Raw genomic sequence first — 22,313 nt, 5'->3', positions numbered from 1 at the left:
TCGATTTATTTTTTAAAGGGAAAAAGCAGACTGCCGCGGCGGCGCGCGGGTATCGGGGTAAAGCCAGGGGAAAAAGTGCCAGTGGCTGACCGCCTGACGCGGCGGCTTAACGCGAAGCCTTTGCAGCACGATACTGAGCAGCACTATCAGCGCGAGCATCACGCCCGGCACGTGGGCTAACAGCACGCAGTAGCCACAGGCTTCCGCATGGTCGACAGGCATCGTGTGCGGCATATCGCCGTTATGCTCGTCCATCGACATCATGCTCATGTCATGATGCATGCCCGGCATGGCGCTCATGGGGTCTTTCTGCAACGAGACGGAGATAAGGGGTGCCACCACGATCAGCAGGATCGCAAACAGCGCGGTCAATGCCGCTGCGCGTTTCCTGTTTTGCTGATGCAGTACGTTATCCACTTCCCCTCCATTCAAGAGGCAAGCATTGTAAATGATTTATGACGAAAGGGTTAATGCGAGAGGTGCGATGGGATAAAAAAAGGGCCAGCCTTTCGGCCAGCCCTTTCTAACAGGATGTCGCTTAAGCGAATCTTAGTTCAGACGCTCTTTAATACGAGCAGACTTACCAGTACGCTCACGCAGGTAGTACAGTTTAGCTTTACGTACAGCACCACGACGTTTAACAGCAATGCTGTCAACTACCGGAGAGTGAGTCTGGAAGACACGCTCAACGCCTTCGCCGTTGGAAATTTTACGAACAGTGAATGCAGAGTGCAGACCGCGGTTACGAATAGCGATAACCACGCCCTCGAATGCCTGCAGACGTTTTTTGGAACCTTCAACAACCCATACTTTCACTTCCACGGTGTCACCTGGACGGAAGGAAGGTACGTCCTGCTTCATCTGCTCTTGTTCAAGTTGCTTAATAATGTTGCTCATAATTTAATCTCTTATCCTGGGTAAACTGATATTCGGGAGCGTATTACGCCTTCCCATCATGTTCATGCTGCTGGTGCGCGTGTTCAGTTTTGAACTCGGCCAGCAACTTTGCTTGCTCTTCAGTCAGAGCCAGGTTTTCCAGAAGTTCAGGTCTTCTAAGCCAGGTTCGGCCCAGCGACTGCTTCAAACGCCAGCGACGTATCTCGGCATGGTTTCCAGACAGTAACACTGCCGGTACTTCCATCCCTTCTAACACTTCAGGACGAGTATAGTGTGGACAGTCCAGCAATCCATCGGCAAAGGAATCTTCCGTTGCCGAAGCTTCATGGCCCAGTACCCCCGGAATAAACCGGGCGACGGAGTCAATCAGCGTCATTGCCGGTAACTCACCACCGCTGAGAACGTAATCGCCGATAGACCATTCTTCGTCAATCTCGGTTTGAATTACGCGCTCATCTATCCCTTCGTAACGACCACAGACCAGAATCAGCTTTTGATTCGTCGCCAGTTCGCTCACGCCCGCTTGATCAAGCTTGCGTCCCTGAGGTGACAGATAAATCACCTTTGCGCCTTCACCTGCCGCGGCTTTTGCTGTGTGAATGGCGTCCCGTAAGGGTTGCACCATCATTAACATCCCCGGTCCGCCGCCGTAAGGACGATCGTCCACGGTACGGTGCCGGTCATGAGTAAAGTCACGAGGACTCCAGCTCTGGATGCTCAGCAGGCCATTCTTTACTGCCCGGCCAGTTACCCCGTAATCGGTAATCGCGCGGAACATTTCAGGAAACAGGCTAATTATGCCAATCCACATAGCGCCGTCTTTTACCGTTTATCCGGAGAATTTAAAAACCAGGATCCCAATCTACTTCAATGGTTTGAGTAGCGAGATCGACTTTCTTGATAACCTGTCCATCGAGGAACGGGACCAGCCGCTCCTTGATGCCAAATGCATCTTTCAGGTTTGCCTTAATGACGAGAACGTCATTTGACCCGGTTTCCATCATATCGATGACTTTCCCCAGGCTGTAACCTTCAGTGGTGACTACCTGGCAGCCCATAAGGTCTTTCCAGTAGTAGTCGCCCTCTTCCAGCTGTGGCAACTGCGACGAATCCACGACAATTTCACAATTAGTCAGCGCATTCGCGGCATCACGATCGTCAATGCCTTTCAGCTTGATGATGATGTCCTGATTGTGGTGACGCCAGCTTTCCAGCTCGACCTCTTCCCACTTACCGGCTTTCTGGATAAACCAGGGCTGGTAATTAAAAATGCTATCAGCGTCTTCAGTGGAGGAAAACACTCTGAGCCAACCACGGATACCGTAGCAAGAACCCATTTTTCCCAATACGATCGGTTCAACAGGTGCTTTATTGCTCATCATGACCACCGTGACAGATTAAGCTGCTTTGTTTGCTGCTTTGATCAGCGTAGCAACGCGATCGGAAACAGTAGCGCCCTGGCCAACCCAGTGAGCGATACGATCCAGATCCAGACGGGTTTCTTCTTCTGCGCCAGAGGCCAGTGGGTTGAAGAAACCAACGCGCTCGATGAAGCGACCGTTGCGTGCATTACGGCTGTCAGTCACAACAACCTGGTAGAACGGACGCTTTTTAGCGCCGTGACGTGCTAAACGAATAGTTACCATAACATCCTCTTGTGTGAATAAAACAACCGGGCCCCATCGAGGAACGGAGCCCGGGTGTCATATTAAAAGCCCGAAAATTTTACTCATTTTCGGGCAAAAAGCAATCTCAAAAGCGATTAACGCCCTGGAAAACCGGGAGGCATCATGCCTTTCATGCCGCGCATCATCTTCGCCATGCCGCCTTTCTTCATTTTCTTCATCATGCGCTGCATGTCGTCGAACTGTTTCAGAAGGCGGTTAACGTCCTGCACCTGCATGCCGCAACCGGCAGCGATACGGCGCTTACGGGAACCTTTGATGATTTCTGGCTTGGCTCGTTCTTTCAGCGTCATGGAGTTAATGATCGCCTCCATACGCACCAGCACTTTGTCATCCATCTGGGATTTAACGTTGTCAGGGATCTGGCCCATGCCCGGCAGTTTGCCCATCAGGCTTGCCATGCCGCCCATGTTTTTCATCTGACGCAGCTGCTCAAGGAAGTCGGTCAGATCGAAACCGTCGCCTTTTTTCAGCTTGCTGGCGAGCTTTTCAGCCTGCGCGCGGTCGACCTTGCTCTCGATATCTTCGATCAGCGACAGCACGTCGCCCATGCCGAGGATACGGGAGGCGATACGGTCCGGGTGGAACGGCTCCAGCGCTTCGGTTTTCTCGCCCACGCCGAGGAACTTGATCGGCTTACCGGTGATATGACGAATAGAAAGCGCCGCACCGCCGCGGGCGTCGCCGTCCACTTTGGTCAGCACCACGCCGGTTAACGGCAGCGCTTCGTTAAACGCTTTCGCGGTGTTCGCCGCATCCTGACCGGTCATGGCGTCAACGACAAACAGGGTCTCTACCGGGTTGATAGAAGCGTGCACCTGCTTGATTTCGTCCATCATCGCTTCGTCAACGTGCAGACGACCGGCGGTATCCACCAGCAGCACGTCGTAGAATTTCAGCTTCGCTTCTTTCAGCGCGGCGTTAACGATGTCGACAGGCTTCTGGGCAACGTCGGACGGGAAGAAGTCCACGCCGACCTGCTCGGCCAGCGTTTCCAGCTGCTTGATCGCCGCCGGGCGATAGACGTCCGCAGAGACCACCAGCACTTTCTTCTTGTGCTTTTCGCGCAGGAATTTACCCAGCTTACCGACGCTGGTGGTTTTACCCGCACCCTGCAGGCCCGCCATCAGCACCACGGCCGGCGGCTGAGCCGCCAGGTTAAGCACCTGGTTCTCTTCGCCCATCGCCGAAACCAGTTCGTTACGAACGATTTTGACGAACTCCTGACCCGGGGTCAGGCTCTTGTTAACTTCATGACCAACCGCCTTCTCTTTTACGCGGTTGATAAAATCACGAACAACCGGCAACGCCACGTCTGCTTCCAGCAGCGCCATGCGCACTTCGCGCAGCGTTTCCTTGATGTTCTCTTCAGTAAGGCGTCCGCGGCCGCTGATGTTGCGCAGCGTGCGCGACAAACGATCGGTTAAATTATCAAACATTGTCTCTCGCCTGAGTAGAAACGTTGGGCCGCATTGAGCGACACATACACAGAATTTTGCCGGAGTATAACATGAAGGCGCCTTTGTTGTTATGCAACGGTTGGAGCAGGCGTCACGTAACGTTATACTGCTTCTCTTTCTTATTAAGACAACTGTCGATGCCTATATGCCTGTTTTCGCACTGATCGCCCTTGTTGCCTACTCAGTCAGCCTCGCGCTGATCATTCCTGGCCTGCTGCAAAAAAACAGCGGCTGGCGGCGCATGGCTATTCTTTCGGCGGTCATCGCACTGATAAGCCACGCGTTTGCGCTGGAATCACGCATTATTCCCGGCGACGGCAGCGTGCAAAACCTGAGCGTCCTCAACGTCGGCTCGTTGGTCAGCCTGATGATCTGTACGGTAATGACCATCGTCGCGTCTAAAAATCGCGGCTGGCTGCTGCTGCCGATTGTCTATACCTTCGCGCTGATCAATCTGGCTTTAGCCACCTTTATGCCTAATGAATTCATTACGCATCTGGAGGCGACACCGGGGATGCTGGTGCACATCGGCCTGTCACTGTTCGCCTATGCGACGCTGATCATCGCCGCGCTTTACGCCATGCAGCTCGCCTGGATTGATTACCAGTTGAAAAACAAAAAGCTGGCGTTCAACCATGAAATGCCGCCGCTGATGGTCATTGAGCGTAAGATGTTCCACATCACCCAGATAGGCGTGGTGCTGCTGACGCTCACGCTCTGCACCGGCCTGTTTTACATGAAGAACCTGTTCAGCGTGGAGAATATCGATAAAGCAGTGCTCTCCATCATCGCGTGGTTTGTCTATATTGTCCTGTTGTGGGGCCATTATCATGAAGGCTGGCGCGGTCGTCGCGTCGTCTGGTTCAACGTCGCGGGTGCGGGCATTCTCACCCTTGCCTATTTTGGCAGCCGCTTCATACAGCAATTTGCTGGCTAAGTTATAAAAGGAGTTCCCCCTGGAACACATCTCTACCACCACGCTGATCGTTATCCTGATCGTCATGGTGGTCATCTCCGCCTATTTCTCCGGCTCGGAAACCGGCATGATGACCTTAAACCGTTACCGGTTGCGTCATCGTGCTAAACAGGGTAACCGTGCCGCCCGCCGCGTTGAAAAACTGCTCCGCAAGCCGGATCGGCTGATAAGCCTGGTGCTTATCGGCAACAACCTTGTCAATATTCTGGCCTCAGCCCTCGGCACCATCGTTGGGATGCGCCTGTACGGCAACGCCGGGGTCGCGATTGCCACCGGCGTGCTAACGTTTGTGGTGCTGGTGTTTGCCGAAGTACTGCCAAAAACCATCGCCGCGCTTTACCCGGAAAAGGTGGCCTACCCGAGCAGCTTCCTGCTGGCACCGCTGCAGATTCTGATGATGCCGCTGGTCTGGCTGCTGAACATGGTCACGCGCATTTTAATGCGGATGGTGGGGATCAAAGCCGACGTCACTATCAGCAGCGCGCTCAGCAAAGAAGAGCTGCGCACCATCGTGAACGAATCCCGCTCGCAGATCTCCCGGCGCAATCAGGATATGCTCCTGTCGGTGCTGGATTTGGAAAAAGTGAGCGTGAACGACATCATGGTGCCGCGTAACGAAATCGTCGGTATCGACATCAACGACGACTGGAAAGCCATTGTCCGCCAGCTGACGCACTCTCCGCATGGGCGCATCGTGCTCTATCGCGACTCGCTGGATGACGCCATCAGCATGCTGCGCGTGCGCGAAGCCTACCGTCTGATGACCGAGAAAAAAGAGTTCACCAAAGAGGTGATGCTGCGCGCCGCCGACGAGATTTACTACGTGCCGGAAGGTACGCCGCTCAGCACGCAGCTGGTGAAATTCCAGCGCAACAAGAAAAAAGTCGGCCTGGTGGTCAACGAGTACGGCGATATTCAGGGCCTGGTGACGGTCGAAGATATTCTGGAAGAGATTGTCGGAGACTTTACCACGTCGATGTCCCCTTCCCTCGCGGAGGAAGTGACTCCGCAGAACGACGGTTCGGTGCTGATTGACGGTAGCGCGAACATCCGTGAACTCAACAAAGCCTTTAACTGGCATTTGCCGGAAGATGAAGCTCGTACCATGAACGGGATGATTCTGGAAGCGCTGGAAGAGATCCCAGCGGCGGGCACGCGGGTGCGCATTGAGCAGTACGATATTGATATCCTGGATGTGCAGGACAATATGATTAAGCAGGTGAAGGTGCTGCCCGTTACGCCACTTCGGGAAAGTATTGCCGAATAAAACGTAGGCCGGGTAAGGCGAATGCCGCCACCCGGCACTACAGGTAGCAAATTACGCTTTCGCTTTCGCCACGGTCACCATCGCAGCGCGAATGGTACGGCCGTTCAGGGTGTAACCTTTCTGCATCACGCCCAGCACTTTACCGGCTTCAATCTCTTCAGATTCCACCATCGCAATGGCCTGGTGAACGTTTGGATCCAGCGGCACATCTGTATCCGCAATCACTTCCACGCCAAACTTACGCACGACGTCGAGCATGGATTTCAGCGTCAGTTCGATACCTTCGATCATCGCCGCGTTGTCCGGATTCGCTTTGTCAGCCACTTCCAGCGCGCGGTCGAGGCTATCGATCACCGGCAGCAGTTCGTTGACGAATTTCTCCAGCGCAAATTTATGCGCCTTCTCAACGTCCTGCTCGGTGCGACGACGCAGGTTTTCCATTTCCGCCTTGATGCGCAGAACCGTGTCGCGTTCGCGATTCTGTGCTTCTACCAGTTGGGCTTCCAGATTCGCAATTTTTTCATCGCGCGGGTCCACCTGCTCAGCAGATGCGTCTGGCTCTACAGCCTCAACTTCATCGTGCTGTTCCGTGATAATTTCTTCAGGGGCTTGCCCCTCAGGCGTTTTCTGTTCTTTACTACTCATGAATTTCTCCGCGTTTTTCTGCATTCATCTCGCTAACTTCGCTTATTATGGGGATCAGTTTCCTGGATTCAAGGGAACAAGAGAGATTGTCATCATTCATCAGGCACAAGGACCTCCAGAAAATGAATAATCATTTCAGGTGTATTGGGATCGTCGGGCATCCGCGTCACCCTACCGCATTGACGACACATGAAATGTTGTATCGCTGGTTGTGTAGCAAAGGCTATGAAGTGATGGTCGAGCAGCAAATTGCGCAGGAACTGCAGCTGAAGAGCGTCAAAACCGGCACGCTGGCGGAAATTGGCCAACAGGCCGATCTCGCCGTGGTGGTGGGCGGCGATGGCAACATGCTCGGCGCGGCACGCACGCTGGCGCGTTATGACATCAAGGTCATCGGTATCAACCGCGGCAATCTCGGCTTTTTAACCGACCTCGACCCGGACAACGCGCAGCAACAGCTGGCCGACGTGCTGGAAGGTCATTATATCAGCGAAAAACGCTTTTTACTGGAAGCGCAGGTGTGCCAGCAGGACTGTCAGAAGCGCATCAGCACCGCGATTAACGAGGTGGTGCTTCATCCCGGCAAAGTGGCACACATGATTGAGTTCGAAGTTTATATCGACGAAATCTTTGCCTTCTCCCAGCGTTCTGACGGGTTGATTATCTCCACCCCGACCGGCTCAACCGCCTACTCGCTTTCTGCGGGCGGCCCGATCCTGACGCCCTCTCTGGATGCTATTACGCTAGTGCCGATGTTCCCGCACACGCTCTCCGCGCGCCCGCTGGTAATTAACGGCGACAGCACGATACGTCTGCGCTTCTCGCACCGCCGTAACGACCTGGAGATCAGCTGCGACAGCCAGATCGCGCTGCCAATCCAGGAAGGTGAAGATGTTCTTATTCGCCGGTGTGATTACCACCTGAACTTGATTCACCCGAAAGATTACAGCTATTTCAACACATTAAGCTCGAAGCTTGGCTGGTCAAAAAAATTGTTCTGATTTTGCATCCAGTACTTTACTGTATAAAAAACCAGTTTATACTGTATGAAAAAACAGTTATGGTTTTTCATACAGGAAAACAATTATGCTGGCACAACTGACCATCAGCAACTTTGCCATTGTTCGTGAGCTTGAGATCGATTTCCACAGCGGCATGACGGCGATCACCGGCGAAACCGGTGCGGGTAAATCCATTGCCATTGATGCCCTCGGCTTGTGCCTTGGCGGCCGTGCAGAGGGCGACATGGTGCGCATGGGCGCAAACCGTGCCGATCTTTGCGCACGTTTCTCCCTGAAAGATACCCCTGCAGCCCTGCGCTGGCTGGAACAAAATCAGCTCGAAGATGGACGTGAGTGTTTACTTCGCCGCGTGATCAGCAGCGACGGGCGCTCCCGTGGCTTTATCAACGGCACGGCAGTCCCGCTCTCCCAGCTCCGCGAACTCGGCCAGCTGCTTATCCAGATCCACGGTCAGCACGCGCATCAGCAACTCGTCAAACCAGAACAGCAGAAAGCCCTGCTTGATGGCTATGCGGGTGAGTACGCGCTTACTCAACTTATGGCGGAGCACTATCGCCAGTGGCATCAAAGCTGCCGCGAGCTCGCCCAGCACCAGCAGCAAAGCCAGGAGCGCGCCGCGCGTGCGGAGCTGCTGGCGTACCAGCTTAAAGAGCTGAACGAATTCAACCCGCAGGCGGGTGAGTTTGAACAAATTGACGAAGAGTACAAGCGCCTCGCCAACAGCGGCCACCTGCTCTCAACCAGCCAGAATGCCCTCAACATGCTGGCAGATGGCGAAGACGTTAACCTGCAGAGCCAGCTGTACAATGTCCGTCAACTGGTCACCGAACTGGCCGGCATGGACAGTAAACTTTCTGGCGTACTGGATATGCTGGAAGAGGCCGCGATTCAAATCTCAGAAGCCAGTGACGAACTGCGTCATTATTATGAACGGCTGGACCTCGACCCGAACCGCCTGTTTGAGCTGGAGCAGCGCCTTTCTCGTCAGATTTCACTGGCGCGCAAGCACCATGTCACGCCGGAAGAACTACCAGGCTATTATCAGTCTCTGCTCGAAGAACAGCAGCAGCTTGACGATCAGGCGGATTCGCAGGAAACCCTCTCTCTGGCCGTGAACCTGCATCATCAGCAGGCGCTGACCACGGCGAAAAAACTGCATGAGATCCGTCAACATTACGCTCAGGAGCTAAGCCAGCACATCACCGACAGCATGCACACGCTGGCGATGCCGCACGGTGTATTCACCATTGATGTCCGTTTTGAAGAGAACCACCTGACGGCAGAAGGGGCGGATCGCATCGAGTTCCGCGTCACCACCAACCCGGGGCAGCCGCTGCAGGCAATCTCCAAAGTGGCATCCGGTGGTGAACTGTCGCGTATTGCGCTGGCGATTCAGGTGATTACCGCGCGTAAAATGGATACCCCGGCGCTGATTTTCGATGAAGTGGATGTCGGCATCAGCGGCCCAACGGCGGCAGTGGTGGGTAAACTGCTGCGCCAGCTAGGTGAGTCAACGCAGGTGATGTGTGTCACCCACCTGCCGCAGGTCGCGGGCTGTGGTCATCATCACTTTATTGTCAGTAAAGAAACCGACGGCGAAATGACCGAAACGCACATGAAGCCGCTGGATAAACGCGCGCGTCTTCAGGAGCTGGCACGACTGCTCGGCGGCAGTGAAGTCACGCGTAATACGCTCGCGAACGCGAAAGAACTGCTGGCGGCATAAACTTTTTCGGGATCTCAGGGTCATACAGAACAACAAAAACGCCGCCAGACCGGTTTCAAAGTGGGGCAAGGTCTATTATCATCGGCATATTACATATGAGCCGCGTTCTGCTCGGGCCCGAAAAGGAATCAAATCACTATGCGTTGTAAAATGCTGACCGCTGCCGCAGCGGTTCTTCTGATGTTGACCGCAGGCTGTTCCACTCTGGAGAAAGTGGTTTACCGTCCTGACATCAACCAGGGGAACTACCTTACCCCTAACGATGTGTCCAAAATCCGCGTGGGGATGACACAACAGCAGGTCGCTTATGCACTGGGAACCCCGATGATGACCGATCCGTTCGGCACTAACACCTGGTTCTATGTATTCCGTCAGCAGCCAGGCCACGAAAGCGTGACCCAGCAGACCCTGACGCTGACCTTCAGCAGCGCCGGTGTGTTGACCAACATCGACAACAAACCTGCCCTGACAAAATAATCAGAAGCCAGAAATGCAAAAAGGTGCTCAACGAGCACCTTTTTTGTTTTTCTTTATCCCTTTCCCCCTTTGGGAAGAGAGACAGGGTGAGGGGGAAACACGCTACTTAGCCGACTTCTCCGCGCGCTGGCGACGCAGCTCTTTCGGGTCGGCAATCAGAGGACGATAAATCTCCACCCGATCGCCCTCTTTCAACACGTCGCCCAGCTTCACCGGACGGCTGTAAATCCCGACCTTGTTCTTCGCCAGGTCGATATCTCTGCGAAGCTCAAGGATGCCGGACGCGCGGATAGCCGCCTCTACGGTTGCCCCCTCTTCCAGCATTACGCGCTGTAGGTACTGCTTCTCCGGCAGCGCGTAGACCACCTCTACAGCAATCTTATGCGACACTGTAAACCTCTTTGGCGCGGGTGGTAAACGCCTGAACCATATTTGACGCCAGCTCTTTAAAGATGCGGCCAAACGCCAGCTCAATTAGCTTATTGGTGAACTCAAAGTCCAGATGGAACTCAATGCGGCAGGCGTCAGCGCTCAGTGGCGTAAACTTCCAGCCACCCATCAAGGTTTTAAATGGACCATCCACCAGATGCATCAAAATACTCTGATTGTTAGTCAGCGTATTGCGGGTGGTGAACGTCTTGCTGATCCCCGCTTTGGAGACATCCACCGCCGCAGTCATCTGCGTCGGGCCAGACTCCAGAACGCGGCTCCCGGTACATCCCGGGATAAACTCTGGATAAGACTGAACATCGTTCACTAACTGATACATTTGTTCCGCGCTGTAAGGAACGAGCGCAGTACGGCTAATCTGAGGCATAGCATTTTCCATGGTCACACAACGGACAAATAATAACATTTATCACCTGTTAAAAAAACGCTAAGCCTCATCTCGTGCTAAGATAGCGCGTTAGACCTCACAGGACGCAATGAGGTGACTTTTTGAAATCAGATTACCGACGGCTTTACGACACTTATGACGAAGAAAAAAGCACATAAACCAGGCTCGGCGACCATTGCGCTCAACAAGCGTGCTCGCCACGAGTATTTCATTGAAGAAGAATTCGAAGCTGGCCTTGCGTTGCAGGGCTGGGAAGTAAAATCGCTGCGCGCCGGGAAAGCCAACATCGGCGACAGCTACGTGATCCTTAAAGATGGCGAAGCCTTCCTGTTCGGCGCGAACTTTACGCCGCTGACCGTCGCCTCGTCGCACTACGTATGTGACCCAACGCGCACCCGTAAGCTACTGCTGAACAAGCGTGAGCTGGAATCCCTCTACGGACGCATCAACCGTGAAGGTTTCACCGTAGTCGCCCTGTCGTTGTACTGGAAAAATGCCTGGTGCAAAGTGAAAGTTGGCGTCGCGAAAGGTAAAAAACAGCACGACAAACGTACTGACCTGAAAGAACGCGAGTGGCAGTTGGATAAAGCGCGCATTATGAAAAACGCAGGACGTTGATTCTGCACACTTATTGTACTATTCAATAAGTTAGCGTTCCGGGCTGGTATCCAGGAAGTGAAATCTGGTATACTTAGTTCAACACTATTGGGGCTGATTCTGGATTCGACGGGATTTGCGAAACCCAAGGTGCATGCCGAGGGGCGGTTTGCCTCGTTAAAAGCCGCAAAAAAATAGTCGCAAACGACGAAAACTACGCTTTAGCAGCTTAATAACCTGCTCTGAGCCCTCTCTCCCTAGCTTCCGCTCTTAAGACGGGGATCAAAGAGAGGTCAAACCCAAAAGAGATCGCGTGGAAGCCCTGCCTGGGGTTGAAGCGTTAAAACTAATCAGGCTAGTTCGTTAGTGGCGTGTCTGTCCGCAGCTGGCGTGCGAATGTAAAGACAAACTAAGCATGTAGTACCGAGGATGTAGAAATTTCGGACGCGGGTTCAACTCCCGCCAGCTCCACCAATCATGATTGGACAGTGCTAGGACAGCACTAGCAAAAACAGGAAGTTAGCAGTCTCGGCAGGACACCGACCAGACGGTGATGAGACAAAAAAGGATACGCAAAGGAGCCGCGGCTCTTTAGTTACACAGAAGCCCGCTAACGCGGGCTTTTTTATGGGGTAAGACATATGAATCAACTGCAAGAAATCATTCAGATACTTAGTTCTGGTGATGAAGGCACGACTAATGCTCTCATAAAAACGAAGATCCTGCTCTTCTCTATCGGGAAAAAGGAGCTTGCGGCATGGGTAAACCATGAAATTAACGGCTATCCTGATTCAGTTACCCTTCCCGATTATAGAATTGTTGGCACAAGAATTCTTGCAGACCTGAACAATAGCGTTCGTCTTTACAGTGCTTATCCGTTACCTATTGGTTATCTAAGTGAAGATGACTATGACGACGCTACAACCAGTAAAGTGCGGCTTTCTATCAGTCAAATTGAAGACTTGGTAACCAACGCCGGTGATAGCAAAACTCTTCAGCAGCCAATTCCTTTGGATTTAGCGTTGGTTAAATATTGCAAAGGTATCGATAAAGGCTATGAGTTAACACGCTGTTATAAAGAAATTGCACTACATAACTTCACTTCCATATTAACTCAGGTCAGATCACGTCTGCTTGATTTCATACTTGAGCTTTCTGATCAGGTTTCTGAAATTTCTGACGAAAAAAACATGACAGAAAAACTTAAAAATATCGATACGTCTTCATTGTTCAATAACTCAATCTTTGGAGATAATACCGTCATAAACTTCGGAAATGAAAACTCATTTTCCGTAAGTAACAACGTCGTAAAAAACGACATTGAGTCATTAAGAGAGTATCTCTCAACTCAGGGATTCTCTAAATCAGATGTTGACGATTTAGAAATTGCTATTGATGAAGATGGCCCAATAGCTAACAAACGTGGTGAATATGGTCAATCTGTTAGTAAATGGCTGGCCAATATCGCTAGTAAAGCTGCTAATGGGACTTTGGGAATAGGAATAGCTGCTGCAACTCAGGTAGCAATCGCGGCTCTGAAAAAATACTACAACCTACCATAACTGACATGGGGTGTCGGGGGGCGGAGGTTCAAATCCTCTCGTGCCGACCAAAAATACATTGAAAACCAGCCTCTTATGGCTGGTTTTTTTATTGGTAATTTTCTTTTGGGGAAACATTGGGGAATAACTGGGGAATAACTACCGATAATTTTTCTTCAATCGGACGAACAAATCCCATCCTGTAGACCGAATCACTCGCTTGACACTGTATGTATTTACAGTAAAAATATAACCTCCCATCACAGAGATTAAGTAGACTGTTATGTTTGTTGAGTTGGTTTACGATAAGCGAAATGTTCAGGGCTTGGATGGCGCAAGAGAAATTATTTTGGCTGAGCTGACGAGGCGAGTTCATAGCATATTCCCTGATGCTGAAGTGAAGGTTAAGCCTATGCAGGCTAACGGATTGAATAGTGATGCCAGCAAAAGTGACCGTGAAAAGTTGAACCGTATGCTGGAGGATATGTTTGAAGAGTCTGATATGTGGCTTACTAATGAATGAATTTCCATATTGTCATCACAGCGAACCCGGATCCCCTACCGGATTTAGCGTTCTCTTTTGGCTTTGTCGCAACTTTGCGTAGCTCCTTCCTGTTTCACAACGTATCGCTTTATGCATTTCATCCTCATCAGCATAATCACCGCGAATCCGTTTGTAAGACTTAACCAGCGCGCGCTACTTTTTCACCCTGCCCTATACTTTCAGTCTGACTGACTGGAGGTTTTTATGTGTGGACGTTTTGCACAAGCCCAAACCCGTGAAGAATATCTGGCATACTTAGCCGATGAAGCCGATCGTGACATTGCGTATGATCCGGAACCTATTGGCCGGTACAACGTGGCGCCTGGTACCAAAGTTCTGCTGCTGAGCGAACGCGACGAGCAGCTGCATCTTGATCCGGTCCTGTGGTCTTACGCGCCAGGGTGGTGGGATAAAGCACCATTGATAAACGCGCGAGTCGAGACAGCGGCCACCAGCAGGATGTTCAAGCCTCTCTGGCAGCATGGCCGGGCAATCTGCTTTGCTGATGGATGGTTCGAGTGGAAGAAGGAAGGCGAAAAGAAGCAGCCATATTTTATTCACCGAGCAGACGGCCAGCCGATTTTTATGGCGGCGATCGGCAGCACACCGTTTGAACGCGGCGATGATGCGGAAGGTTTTCTCATTGTGACATCGGCAGCAGATAAAGGTCTGGTAGATATTCACGACCGTCGGCCACTTGTTTTGTCGCCAGAAGCCGCCCGGGAGTGGATGCGCCAAGATATAGGCGGGAAAGAAGCTGAGGAGATAGCCGCAGACGGTGCTGTGCCAGCTGACAAATTTATCTGGCACGCCGTGACGCGCGCCGTAGGTAATGTGAAGAACCAGGGGCCGGAGCTAATCGAGGCGGTACAATGAAAAGTAAATGAGACCAGACGCGTCTGAAATGAGCGAGGAGCGGACGTTGAATATGACGACTATATGCTCTGTGCCTCAGGTGTTCCCTGATGGAATACCAATTTCCATTGCCCGTTCTCAGAGATTTCCCAGCATGAAGAACGAAGGGATGCATGACTTCCATCTGGATGGACCGTTCTGTAATGCAATATTGCGAAATTATCTCTAACGATGATAAGCCGGAAATCACTACTAAGAATAGCTGGAACGCTGTCTTCCCCCGAAAGGGCTTCAATAGTCTGTACACGATCAACTAATACTCCTGAGCGCGTTATTTCGCTAAATCTCTCATGGAGTATCTGTTCAAGCCATTTCCGATCTTTCCGCCTGCTGCCATGAAGAAAACATTCGAGTCTTTTTAACGTATCCAGTAGCATAGTATTTGCCCTCATCACAATCGAACATTAACTCTTTAAGTGACAATCGTTGGGATGCAACTTCCGTCCCCTGCACAGATCTAATGTGAAATGCGGCGCTGTTGATCTGCTATGAGCGTGTTAATCATCAAAATTACACAGTATCATGAATGGAATAATACGATGAATATTAGGACAAGATTAGCTCTACCCTCTGATATAAAGGGTATTTTTGACGTCAGGACTTCGGTTAAAGAAAATCATCTCAGTCGAGAAGAAATGGAGCGGATGGGAATTACCGAGAGCGTTGTCACCGATATGATTGAAAAAAGTCGTTGCGCATGGGTTGCTGAAGATGATGGTAAAGTGACTGGTTTTTCAATGATTTTGCCTGATGAAGCATGCCTTTTTGCGGCATTTGTTCTACCTAAATATGAAGGACGAGGTTTAGGTCGCATACTTGTTGGACTCGCAGAACAGGAAATTTTCAAACAACATGAGGTGGCCTGGCTTGAAACCGACAAAAACAGCCGCGCGGCAGGATTTTATAGGCGGCTGGGCTGGATTGAGAAAGGAAATGTTAGCGAATCCGATATTAGATTAGAGAAACTTCGCTGCGTTTGAGCAAAGACCTCTTTCGTAAACGTCCGCTCCTGGCACAAAGCGGACCAAGACATCAGGAATACTTATCGGACTCTTAGCAGATCTGAAAATCTCGTCGTATATCGAGGCGACAACATTTCTCGCTTCATCTGCCACTGCTGTTGAATGCCCTGCCCTGCAAAGAAGAGTGTTCCTTTCCCGTCTTTCGCGTTCAAGTGATCGAGCACCTCCATCAACTTATCGCTTCCAGCGCGCGGCGCGTGTTCATCGAAAAGGTTCAGTTGGGCAACGCCTTGGCTGAAAAAATCTCCCAGCATGATTCCAGCTTTTTGATAGCGGTGGCCATCCTTCCAGATTTTGTCCAGGCACTTTACCGCGGCGTTGATGATGTCGCGGGAATCCTGAGTGGGGGTGAGAAGCTTCACTGACGCGCTATTACCGTAATACGGCTCGTTCAGGGCAAAAGGCGACGTCTTCACGAACGCAGATATAAAACGGCAATACTGGTGTTCGCCGCGAAGCTTTTCAGCACCACGCGCCGCATAGCTGCAGATAGCCTGCCGCATCTGTTCGTATTCGGTAACGCGTTCACCGAACGACCTGCTACAGACAATTTCCTGCTTAGCTGGTGCAAACTCCTCCAGATCCAGACATGGTTCGCCGCGCAGCTCCCGGACAGTTCGCTCCAGGACGACATTGAAGTGCTTTCGAATAATCCACGTACTCTGCTCAGAGAGATCCAGAGCAGTTTTGATACCCATCGCATTGAGCTTTTTGCTGATGCGTCGGCCGACGCCCCAGACATCCTCTACAGGCACGATCGCCAACAGCCGACGCTGCCGATCAACATTTGACAGGTCAACTACCCCGCCCGTCTGCCGCTGCCATTTCTTCGCTGCATGATTGGCAAGCTTCGCCAGTGTCTTTGTCTGGGCAATGCCAACCCCGACGGTGAGGTGCGTACGCTTCAGAACCGTCGCGCGTATCTCTTTGCCAAACTCCGTCAAGTCCCGGCAATTGCGAACCCCAGTCAGGTCGCAAAAGGCCTCGTCAATGCTGTAAATTTCAACGCGGGGGCTCATTTCCTCAAGCGTCGTCATTACCCTGTTGGACATATCAGCGTAAAGCTCGTAATTGCTGCTGAAGCAAACCACGCCAGCGCGCCGGAACAACTCTCTTTGCTTGAAGAAAGGCTCCCCCATTGTAATTCCAGCGGCCTTGGCCTCGGCGCTGCGCGCGATTACGCAGCCATCATTGTTCGAGAGAACAACAACCGGGCGCCCTCTCAGATCTGGCCTGAACACCGTCTCGCATGATGCGTAGAATGAATTCACATCACAGAGCGCAAACATGGTCAGCTCGCAGATTTAACGATGAAAGTCACGACACCGAACACATCGAGCGTGTCCTCGCTACCGACAATTATCGGTGAGTAAGCGCTGTTCATCGGTATGAGCTGGACTGTCGGGCGTAGCTGCAGGCACTTAACTGTAAATTCCCCTTCTACCGCGGCGATAACGATATCTCCATGCTCAGCATTGCGGGAACTATCCACAACCAGCAGATCGCCGTCGCTGATCCCAGCCTCAATCATCGAGTCGCCTGCAGCCTTGACGAAATATGTCGAGCTGGGATGAGCAACAAGAAGCTCATTAAGATCAATGCGTTGTTCTACATAATCAGCCGCTGGGCTGGGGAAACCACACTGGACTAAGTCGCTGAAAAGCGGAAGCGCGATAATTTCTCGCAGTTCAGCAGGTCTGATAAATTCCATTACACACACCTCATATACTGTTTTTATATACAGTAGTTTTCTTTTTGAGGGTGCGCAATACGTCAGATCCCCTATGACTGTCTAAAAATTCGCCGCTTCGTTTCTAAGTTTCTGTGACGGTTCGAATTATTGATTTTGTAAATTATTCAATGGTAGATTTAAGCGAACAAAATTACGCCGACGTTGCATGTTACAGGAATGAACCGCATAGCACGCGAGTTAACATTAGTCAGAAACAACAGCCCGCTATTGCACATGGCGTGGCTGCTCAGTTAGGATTGAGCGAAGTAAACTAGCGAAGTGGCTAGTGATAATACTATAGATAGGTGCAAATTTTAGGATGAATAAAAAAGAGTTAAAACGCCACTTGCATGAATGTTTACAAACGGAAGTAATGAAAAGTAAAAAACCATTTTCTTGGACTCGCGCTGTTCATAAAGCTTTTAAATGTCCAGAAAGACGTTTTAACTTTTGGTGGCGAATTTCATCTTATCTTTATAAAGCTAATATTTGTAAAAACTTCGCACGCAAAATCAATAGAAGGTTGACCATTAAATACGGTTGCGAAATTCAACTCGGAGCCTCAATCGGCCCAGGATTGATTATCAGTCACTTTAATGGAATTGTTATTAACGGTAGCTGTTGTATAGGCTCTAATTTTAGAATTAGACAAAACTCCACAATTGGAATCGGTGGTGGGAAAATGCCTGACTCCGGAAAGCCAAGCATTTTGATAGGTGACAACGTAAGTGTGGGGGCTGGTAGTTGTATTATTGCAAACTCCATAGTGATTGGTAGCAATGTTGACATCGGCGCGATGAGCTTTATCAACAAAGACATACCGAGTAATTGTATCGTTTACACCAAAAAAACAAATGAAATCCATTTCAAAAAAACATGATTTATCAACCTGAGGGTTTTCCAAGCATCTTAAAGTTTCGCTGGTTCCTCAGGCCAATTATCCCCAAAGTTCAGCCGCATCAATTTAACTCGATACTCTTTCCATTGCACCAATGAATCAATTTCTTTTTGCGTTGCGATATTTAGCTCTACAGCATCATTAAGAGGATCAATTACTGATGATGTATCTAAAAGCAGTTTACTTCTTTTGGAATTAAAAATTTCTTTTAACTCGTTCTCGGTATACGTCCTCGGAACGATTTTGCCGTCTATGAACTGCCAGTTCCCAGCCCCATCCAGCCCAGACGGCACCTCATCTACTGATACCTCTACTACAGATAATCCGTCAGGCCATAGAAGCTGTGCATCTTGCCCGAACATTCTTATGACCCCTTGGTCATCGAAGCAAATTTTAAAACTATCATCCTGAAAGCGAGTTCTATGATAATACCAATCAAGTCCATCTTCCGACTGGAGGTAAATGGCATCAAATAATATGTAATCCGGTGAGTAAATAGAGAATTTTTTGAAAGTTACCATTATGCTATGTTCCCACATCCAACCCAACCAACGGAAGGTATGTATTTCATCAACTGACGATAAAATATTGTATCTCCACCAGGGGTGTTCCCTTCTGTGTACCAACCTGTCATTACGCACCCGTTAGGCACTACAAAGGTACCTCCGCCGGGGAGAACGCCTGATCCCTGCGCACCTAAACCTGTTTCTGTAATAAAATTAGACGAAGTCCATGTTTGCGTTGCAAAATTACTATTTACCCAGTCTCTCTGCGCAAGATAAACAATCGCTCCAGTAGATTCTTGTCGCATATATGGAGCAGCAGGGTTATTAGCTTCAAGCCCTACGAATGTAATAGCGTCTCTTTTTGCATAAGGGTTTAAATCCTGTTGTGGCGGTGGGTTATTGGGCGAGTACACCCGTACTCCTGGCGTGTCGTAAAGGCCCTTCCCCGCCTGAATCAGCCCCACACTGCTGATGTTTCGCCCTGAATGGATATCATCCTTTGCCTCAAGATAGTTAGGCGCAATCACGTTTCCGTTTGATTGAACATCTACTGAAGGTCCCTGCGCTGCGCGAAGATGAAGCACTTTATCATCTGAGGCATAAACGAGCCCCATTTCTGCACCGGAAGCATTAAAAAACCAGAGGTGTTTATTACCTGCACCTCGAATATTTATCGCATTTTGTGAAAGCTCTGCACCTCCATTGACAGCCTTAAGCGCCCCAGGGATGGTAACAGTATTATTATCATTATCGTATTGCACCGCCCTGAAATACCGCCAGCCGATATTGTTGCCATCATCCTCACGAATGGCGAGGATCAACTTCGAATTCGTGTAACTCACGAACTGGACTAACGGCCGGTTTACCCTTCCCCCCTGAGCGGGGCCGGTAGCACATACGACATCGATATAGTAAAAATCCTGCGTCAGGAATGGCGGGGTGTTGGTACATCCACGGGTATCTATAAACAGTGATTCACCGACGACAAAGGGGTAAGTCGCAAAATCAATCGCACCATGATTTGAGTCGGAACTAAAGTTCCCTTTATAACCAACCGGCACGAGCGCACCCGCTGCATTGTCAGCAACATCCCTGACAGCCGCCGCCCTGAGTTCTAAATGTTCTCTGGCTAACGCCTTATCCTGAACATCAGAAAGATTATTTTCTTTCTGCAGGGCATTAACGATACGATGGTCATCCCCGGCGGCGACTGTATTCGCCGTTGTACCAACATCCAGTACAGCGGCACCTTTTAGCCCAATATTTTTCCGGGATTCACTGGCATCCTTCACATCGCGCAGGTTTGCATCCTGGCGAAGGAACAGGCCGTCCCCGGTTGCCACCTTCAGTTCGATATCCGCCGTTTCTGAAACGGCAAGGCGAAACTGGAGCGTCACACTGATGCCACTTACTGGCTTCTCAATTGCTGCACAGTTCGCCACGGCATACAGTTCGCCGGCATCGGTTAACAGCCCGACCTCACGAACAACGAAGCCCCCCACACCGGGAGGCAGTACCAGCTGCGCAATAAACTGATTCGCCTGATCCGGCGAGACTTGCAACGCTGAAATTCCCGAACGATACACCTCATGTATCAGGGCGGTTAATGCCGGATTAGGTGTTACGGGCTGGCCGTTACCGTCACCCACCACAAAGTCTTTAATAATGACGGGTTTCCCGGTCGCAGAAGACTGCGCCTCCAGCTCTTTACCTCTGTTGGTCAGAATACTGTAATATTTCTCAGCCATGGCTAAACTCCTGCCTCAATATCGACATCAATCCAGGCGGTAACAGCACCGCCGGTATAATAAGTTCCCCTGGCGCCCAGGTCGGCAATCACGTCAATGGAGGTCAACAAACTCCTCAGGTTCTTCGCTTTATCGACCTGCCGCCGGATACGCTGATACAAAGCGTCATCAACTTCCTGAAGGCTGTAAACCTCAACGCGGAAGGTGTAGGGAGCCTTACGCGGCTGATCCTCCCACCACTCCACCACTGTCGTCGGGAGACTGACAGCGCTCAGTGACCGCCTGACAGCGCCGGCAGTACCGCGATGCTGATGGACATAGGCGGCATTTTTTAACACTTGCCGCTTTTCAGCCTCTGTCCAGGCGTCTTCCCAGGAATCAACCGCAAATTCCCATGCTAGCCAGGGCAGCAAGTGCGCCGGGCAGGTATCGGGGTCTTTCACTTTACGCACCATGCCCGTATCCAGTGCGGTGCTCTGCTCCGAGCTGGCCTGCTCCTGCGCCCGCTCAGGCTGAATGGCGGAGGGCGGTAGCAGGGAACGAAATTTATCCAACGGAGCCTCCTTTGCGGGTGACGTTTATCGCACTACACCAGGGAGCCTGCCCGGCGGCCGCTTCAAGATCTGCGACCGGACTTATCAGCCTGACTCTGGAAACACCGGGCTGCTGGAGTGCAGCGTAAATCGCGGAAAGCGGCACGAGGCCGTTTATGCGATGTGAAAGCAGGGTGTAGCTGGTCAGCGTGCTGATGGCATGCTCCAGCACCGTCTGCGAATCCGGTCCGTCGGGTATGTCCAGTTCAGCTGCTACCGCATAACTGACAATGGTGGCGCTTTTGACGCTGACATAATCAGTCAGAGGCCTGACCTCATCGGCGCTTAGTTCGCTCATCACCTTTTCCGTCAGGCCGGGGCTGGCCTCACCATTACCGGTTCGCGACAGGACATAGACATCCACTTCACCCGGGCGGTTGTGCGTTTCCGGGCCATAGGCATCCGCATCCAGCACATCGTTATCCGCGGATTTGGCATGAAAGCGGTAAGCGTTGCGCGCACCTGCCGTATTCAGCTGCGCCCACGAAAGCTGGATACGCTCACGGAAAGCGTCATCGTCTTCATAGACAGGATCGACGGGTGGCACGGCATCCGGATCACCGGGATTTATCACCAGGCGGGAAACATTAAAACCCGCACCTATCTGGTCAAGATCGGCTCCTCTGGCGCTGGCAAGGAAAACAGCACGTACCGCATCATTGACACGCTGAAACGCCAGGGTGAGCTGGTAAGCGTTGATTTCCCCCTGTTTATACGCCGGATCAGATTCGACCAGCGCGTCGAATTCTGGATCCAGTTCGCGCAGGCGCGCCAGCCAGCGGGTAAAAATATCGGCGGCATCCGGTACCACAATCGCATCCGGTACCGCCAGCGCAGACAGGTTAATTACGTCATAACTACTTGCCATAAATCTGTATGCCTCCGGTGCTGACGGGAAGATTATTCTCTTTATTGATCCCCTCGATATCGACGACACACCCTGCTTCATCTGCCGGGAAAGTGACCATTACACGCGTGACCCGCAACCGGGGCTCCCAGCGCGCCAGCGCTGAGGCCGTGGCCGCGATAATCCGCAGTCGGGTAAGATCGTCGCGAGGGTTGTCCACCAGCGAAAACAGGTCACTGCCGTAATCACGAACCAGCACGCGGCTGCCGACGGGGGTGGAGAGGATGTCGCTGACGGACTGGCGCAAATGATCGCTGCCGGACAGGCGTTTACCGGTCCGGCTGTTTACACCGTTCATAATGTTTTTCCGTATGAGG

Annotated in this window: 28 protein-coding genes and 1 other RNA gene; 12 read left to right on the top strand and 17 right to left on the bottom strand. The window is 51.3% G+C overall.

Annotation, left to right across the window (positions count from 1 at the left end):
• Positions 1–12: 12 nt before the first annotated feature.
• The 6 genes from IM295_RS18440 to ffh all read right to left on the bottom strand — a co-directional run bounded on the left by IM295_RS18440 (position 13) and on the right by ffh (position 4,021).
• Positions 13–417 carry a DUF2946 domain-containing protein gene (locus tag IM295_RS18440; protein WP_193067150.1) on the bottom strand — a complete coding sequence of 135 codons (405 nt, stop codon included), beginning with the start codon at positions 415–417 and terminating at the stop codon, positions 13–15.
• A 132-nt stretch (positions 418–549) separates the two neighbouring features.
• Positions 550–897: a 50S ribosomal protein L19 gene (gene rplS / locus IM295_RS18435; protein WP_002914145.1), complete on the bottom strand. Its 348-nt coding sequence runs from the start codon at positions 895–897 to the stop codon at positions 550–552.
• Between the two features lie 43 nt (positions 898–940).
• The gene (gene trmD, locus IM295_RS18430; protein ID WP_003863138.1) at positions 941–1,708 is read right to left on the bottom strand and encodes a tRNA (guanosine(37)-N1)-methyltransferase TrmD; all 768 of its coding nucleotides are present in this window, start codon (positions 1,706–1,708) and stop codon (positions 941–943) included.
• A gap of 31 nt (positions 1,709–1,739) precedes the next feature.
• Positions 1,740–2,279 (bottom strand): ribosome maturation factor RimM, encoded by a 540-nt coding sequence (gene rimM / locus IM295_RS18425; protein ID WP_006811638.1) that lies wholly within the window; start codon positions 2,277–2,279, stop codon positions 1,740–1,742.
• Between the two features lie 15 nt (positions 2,280–2,294).
• The gene (gene rpsP / locus IM295_RS18420) at positions 2,295–2,543 is read right to left on the bottom strand and encodes a 30S ribosomal protein S16 (protein WP_022649067.1); all 249 of its coding nucleotides are present in this window, start codon (positions 2,541–2,543) and stop codon (positions 2,295–2,297) included.
• Positions 2,544–2,659: 116 nt separating this feature from the next.
• A complete protein-coding gene (gene ffh / locus IM295_RS18415) occupies positions 2,660–4,021 on the bottom strand; it encodes a signal recognition particle protein (RefSeq protein ID WP_003863132.1) in 1,362 nt (453 codons plus the stop codon).
• Between the two features lie 166 nt (positions 4,022–4,187).
• Here ffh and IM295_RS18410 point away from each other — a divergent pair, with 166 nt between their 5' ends.
• Positions 4,188–4,979 carry an inner membrane protein YpjD gene (locus IM295_RS18410; protein ID WP_032645009.1) on the top strand — a complete coding sequence of 264 codons (792 nt, stop codon included), beginning with the start codon at positions 4,188–4,190 and terminating at the stop codon, positions 4,977–4,979.
• 19 nt (positions 4,980–4,998) lie between these two features.
• Complete coding sequence (locus tag IM295_RS18405) at positions 4,999–6,285, top strand: HlyC/CorC family transporter (protein WP_193051892.1); 1,287 nt, start codon at positions 4,999–5,001, stop codon at positions 6,283–6,285.
• A gap of 51 nt (positions 6,286–6,336) precedes the next feature.
• Here IM295_RS18405 and grpE read toward each other — a convergent pair whose 3' ends face one another.
• The gene (gene grpE, locus IM295_RS18400) at positions 6,337–6,930 is read right to left on the bottom strand and encodes a nucleotide exchange factor GrpE (RefSeq protein WP_032644906.1); all 594 of its coding nucleotides are present in this window, start codon (positions 6,928–6,930) and stop codon (positions 6,337–6,339) included.
• A 122-nt stretch (positions 6,931–7,052) separates the two neighbouring features.
• On the opposite strand from grpE, the gene nadK reads away from it, so the two are divergent.
• The 3 genes from nadK (at position 7,053) to bamE (ending at position 10,155) form a co-directional block, all read left to right on the top strand.
• Positions 7,053–7,931 (top strand): NAD(+) kinase, encoded by an 879-nt coding sequence (gene nadK / locus IM295_RS18395; RefSeq protein ID WP_008502500.1) that lies wholly within the window; start codon positions 7,053–7,055, stop codon positions 7,929–7,931.
• 85 nt (positions 7,932–8,016) lie between these two features.
• The gene (gene recN, locus IM295_RS18390) at positions 8,017–9,678 is read left to right on the top strand and encodes a DNA repair protein RecN (RefSeq protein WP_045260866.1); all 1,662 of its coding nucleotides are present in this window, start codon (positions 8,017–8,019) and stop codon (positions 9,676–9,678) included.
• A gap of 138 nt (positions 9,679–9,816) precedes the next feature.
• Positions 9,817–10,155 carry an outer membrane protein assembly factor BamE gene (bamE, locus tag IM295_RS18385; protein WP_028014132.1) on the top strand — a complete coding sequence of 113 codons (339 nt, stop codon included), beginning with the start codon at positions 9,817–9,819 and terminating at the stop codon, positions 10,153–10,155.
• 102 nt (positions 10,156–10,257) lie between these two features.
• Here bamE and IM295_RS18380 read toward each other — a convergent pair whose 3' ends face one another.
• Together IM295_RS18380 and IM295_RS18375 are read right to left on the bottom strand one after the other, a co-directional pair.
• Positions 10,258–10,545: an RnfH family protein gene (locus IM295_RS18380; protein ID WP_045260867.1), complete on the bottom strand. Its 288-nt coding sequence runs from the start codon at positions 10,543–10,545 to the stop codon at positions 10,258–10,260.
• Positions 10,535–10,972 carry a type II toxin-antitoxin system RatA family toxin gene (locus IM295_RS18375; protein WP_008502504.1) on the bottom strand — a complete coding sequence of 146 codons (438 nt, stop codon included), beginning with the start codon at positions 10,970–10,972 and terminating at the stop codon, positions 10,535–10,537. The genes IM295_RS18380 and IM295_RS18375 overlap by 11 nt, the downstream gene beginning before the upstream one ends.
• Before the next feature lie 156 nt (positions 10,973–11,128).
• On the opposite strand from IM295_RS18375, the gene smpB reads away from it, so the two are divergent.
• The 5 genes from smpB to IM295_RS18350 all read left to right on the top strand — a co-directional run bounded on the left by smpB (position 11,129) and on the right by IM295_RS18350 (position 14,551).
• Positions 11,129–11,611, top strand: coding sequence for an SsrA-binding protein SmpB (gene smpB, locus IM295_RS18370; protein ID WP_008502505.1), 483 nt, complete (start codon positions 11,129–11,131; stop codon positions 11,609–11,611).
• Positions 11,612–11,700: 89 nt separating this feature from the next.
• Positions 11,701–12,064: a transfer-messenger RNA gene (gene ssrA / locus IM295_RS18365) on the top strand.
• Positions 12,065–12,231: 167 nt separating this feature from the next.
• A complete protein-coding gene (locus IM295_RS18360; protein ID WP_193067149.1) occupies positions 12,232–13,152 on the top strand; it encodes a hypothetical protein in 921 nt (306 codons plus the stop codon).
• Positions 13,153–13,414: 262 nt separating this feature from the next.
• Positions 13,415–13,654: a DinI family protein gene (locus IM295_RS18355; RefSeq protein ID WP_063157299.1), complete on the top strand. Its 240-nt coding sequence runs from the start codon at positions 13,415–13,417 to the stop codon at positions 13,652–13,654.
• 225 nt (positions 13,655–13,879) lie between these two features.
• Positions 13,880–14,551 (top strand): SOS response-associated peptidase, encoded by a 672-nt coding sequence (locus tag IM295_RS18350; RefSeq protein ID WP_135346170.1) that lies wholly within the window; start codon positions 13,880–13,882, stop codon positions 14,549–14,551.
• A 59-nt stretch (positions 14,552–14,610) separates the two neighbouring features.
• On the opposite strand, the gene IM295_RS18345 is transcribed toward IM295_RS18350, so the two are convergent.
• Positions 14,611–14,967: a DUF4440 domain-containing protein gene (locus IM295_RS18345; protein WP_193067148.1), complete on the bottom strand. Its 357-nt coding sequence runs from the start codon at positions 14,965–14,967 to the stop codon at positions 14,611–14,613.
• A 162-nt stretch (positions 14,968–15,129) separates the two neighbouring features.
• Here IM295_RS18345 and IM295_RS18340 point away from each other — a divergent pair, with 162 nt between their 5' ends.
• The gene (locus tag IM295_RS18340) at positions 15,130–15,570 is read left to right on the top strand and encodes a GNAT family N-acetyltransferase (RefSeq protein ID WP_174259823.1); all 441 of its coding nucleotides are present in this window, start codon (positions 15,130–15,132) and stop codon (positions 15,568–15,570) included.
• 62 nt (positions 15,571–15,632) lie between these two features.
• Here the strand turns inward: IM295_RS18340 and IM295_RS18335 are convergent, their stop codons facing one another.
• A complete protein-coding gene (locus tag IM295_RS18335; RefSeq protein ID WP_193067147.1) occupies positions 15,633–16,901 on the bottom strand; it encodes a Y-family DNA polymerase in 1,269 nt (422 codons plus the stop codon).
• 2 nt (positions 16,902–16,903) lie between these two features.
• Positions 16,904–17,323 (bottom strand): translesion error-prone DNA polymerase V autoproteolytic subunit, encoded by a 420-nt coding sequence (locus IM295_RS18330; protein ID WP_193067146.1) that lies wholly within the window; start codon positions 17,321–17,323, stop codon positions 16,904–16,906.
• A 340-nt stretch (positions 17,324–17,663) separates the two neighbouring features.
• Here IM295_RS18330 and IM295_RS18325 point away from each other — a divergent pair, with 340 nt between their 5' ends.
• Positions 17,664–18,224 (top strand): serine acetyltransferase, encoded by a 561-nt coding sequence (locus IM295_RS18325; protein WP_193067145.1) that lies wholly within the window; start codon positions 17,664–17,666, stop codon positions 18,222–18,224.
• A 29-nt stretch (positions 18,225–18,253) separates the two neighbouring features.
• Here the strand turns inward: IM295_RS18325 and IM295_RS18320 are convergent, their stop codons facing one another.
• Genes IM295_RS18320 through IM295_RS18300 form a run of 5 tightly spaced genes read right to left on the bottom strand, consistent with a single transcriptional unit; the run spans position 18,254 to position 22,294 of the window.
• Positions 18,254–18,763 carry a tail fiber assembly protein gene (locus IM295_RS18320; protein WP_062936141.1) on the bottom strand — a complete coding sequence of 170 codons (510 nt, stop codon included), beginning with the start codon at positions 18,761–18,763 and terminating at the stop codon, positions 18,254–18,256.
• Positions 18,763–20,496, bottom strand: coding sequence for a phage tail protein (locus IM295_RS18315; RefSeq protein ID WP_193067144.1), 1,734 nt, complete (start codon positions 20,494–20,496; stop codon positions 18,763–18,765). Before IM295_RS18315 ends, IM295_RS18320 begins: the two co-directional genes overlap by 1 nt.
• 2 nt (positions 20,497–20,498) lie before the next feature.
• Positions 20,499–21,050, bottom strand: a complete 552-nt coding sequence (locus tag IM295_RS18310; RefSeq protein WP_192979443.1) for a phage tail protein I — start codon at positions 21,048–21,050, stop codon at positions 20,499–20,501.
• Positions 21,043–21,957 (bottom strand): baseplate J/gp47 family protein, encoded by a 915-nt coding sequence (locus tag IM295_RS18305; protein ID WP_193067143.1) that lies wholly within the window; start codon positions 21,955–21,957, stop codon positions 21,043–21,045. Before IM295_RS18305 ends, IM295_RS18310 begins: the two co-directional genes overlap by 8 nt.
• Complete coding sequence (locus IM295_RS18300) at positions 21,947–22,294, bottom strand: GPW/gp25 family protein (RefSeq protein WP_192979445.1); 348 nt, start codon at positions 22,292–22,294, stop codon at positions 21,947–21,949. The genes IM295_RS18305 and IM295_RS18300 overlap by 11 nt, the downstream gene beginning before the upstream one ends.
• Positions 22,295–22,313: the final 19 nt, after the last annotated feature.

The sequence above is a fragment of the Enterobacter cloacae complex sp. P14RS genome (assembly GCF_014895895.1).
Lineage (GTDB): Bacteria > Pseudomonadota > Gammaproteobacteria > Enterobacterales > Enterobacteriaceae > Enterobacter > Enterobacter bugandensis.
The sequence above is the reverse complement of the archived record's forward strand: the minus strand, read 5'-3'. Positions and strand labels throughout refer to the sequence as shown.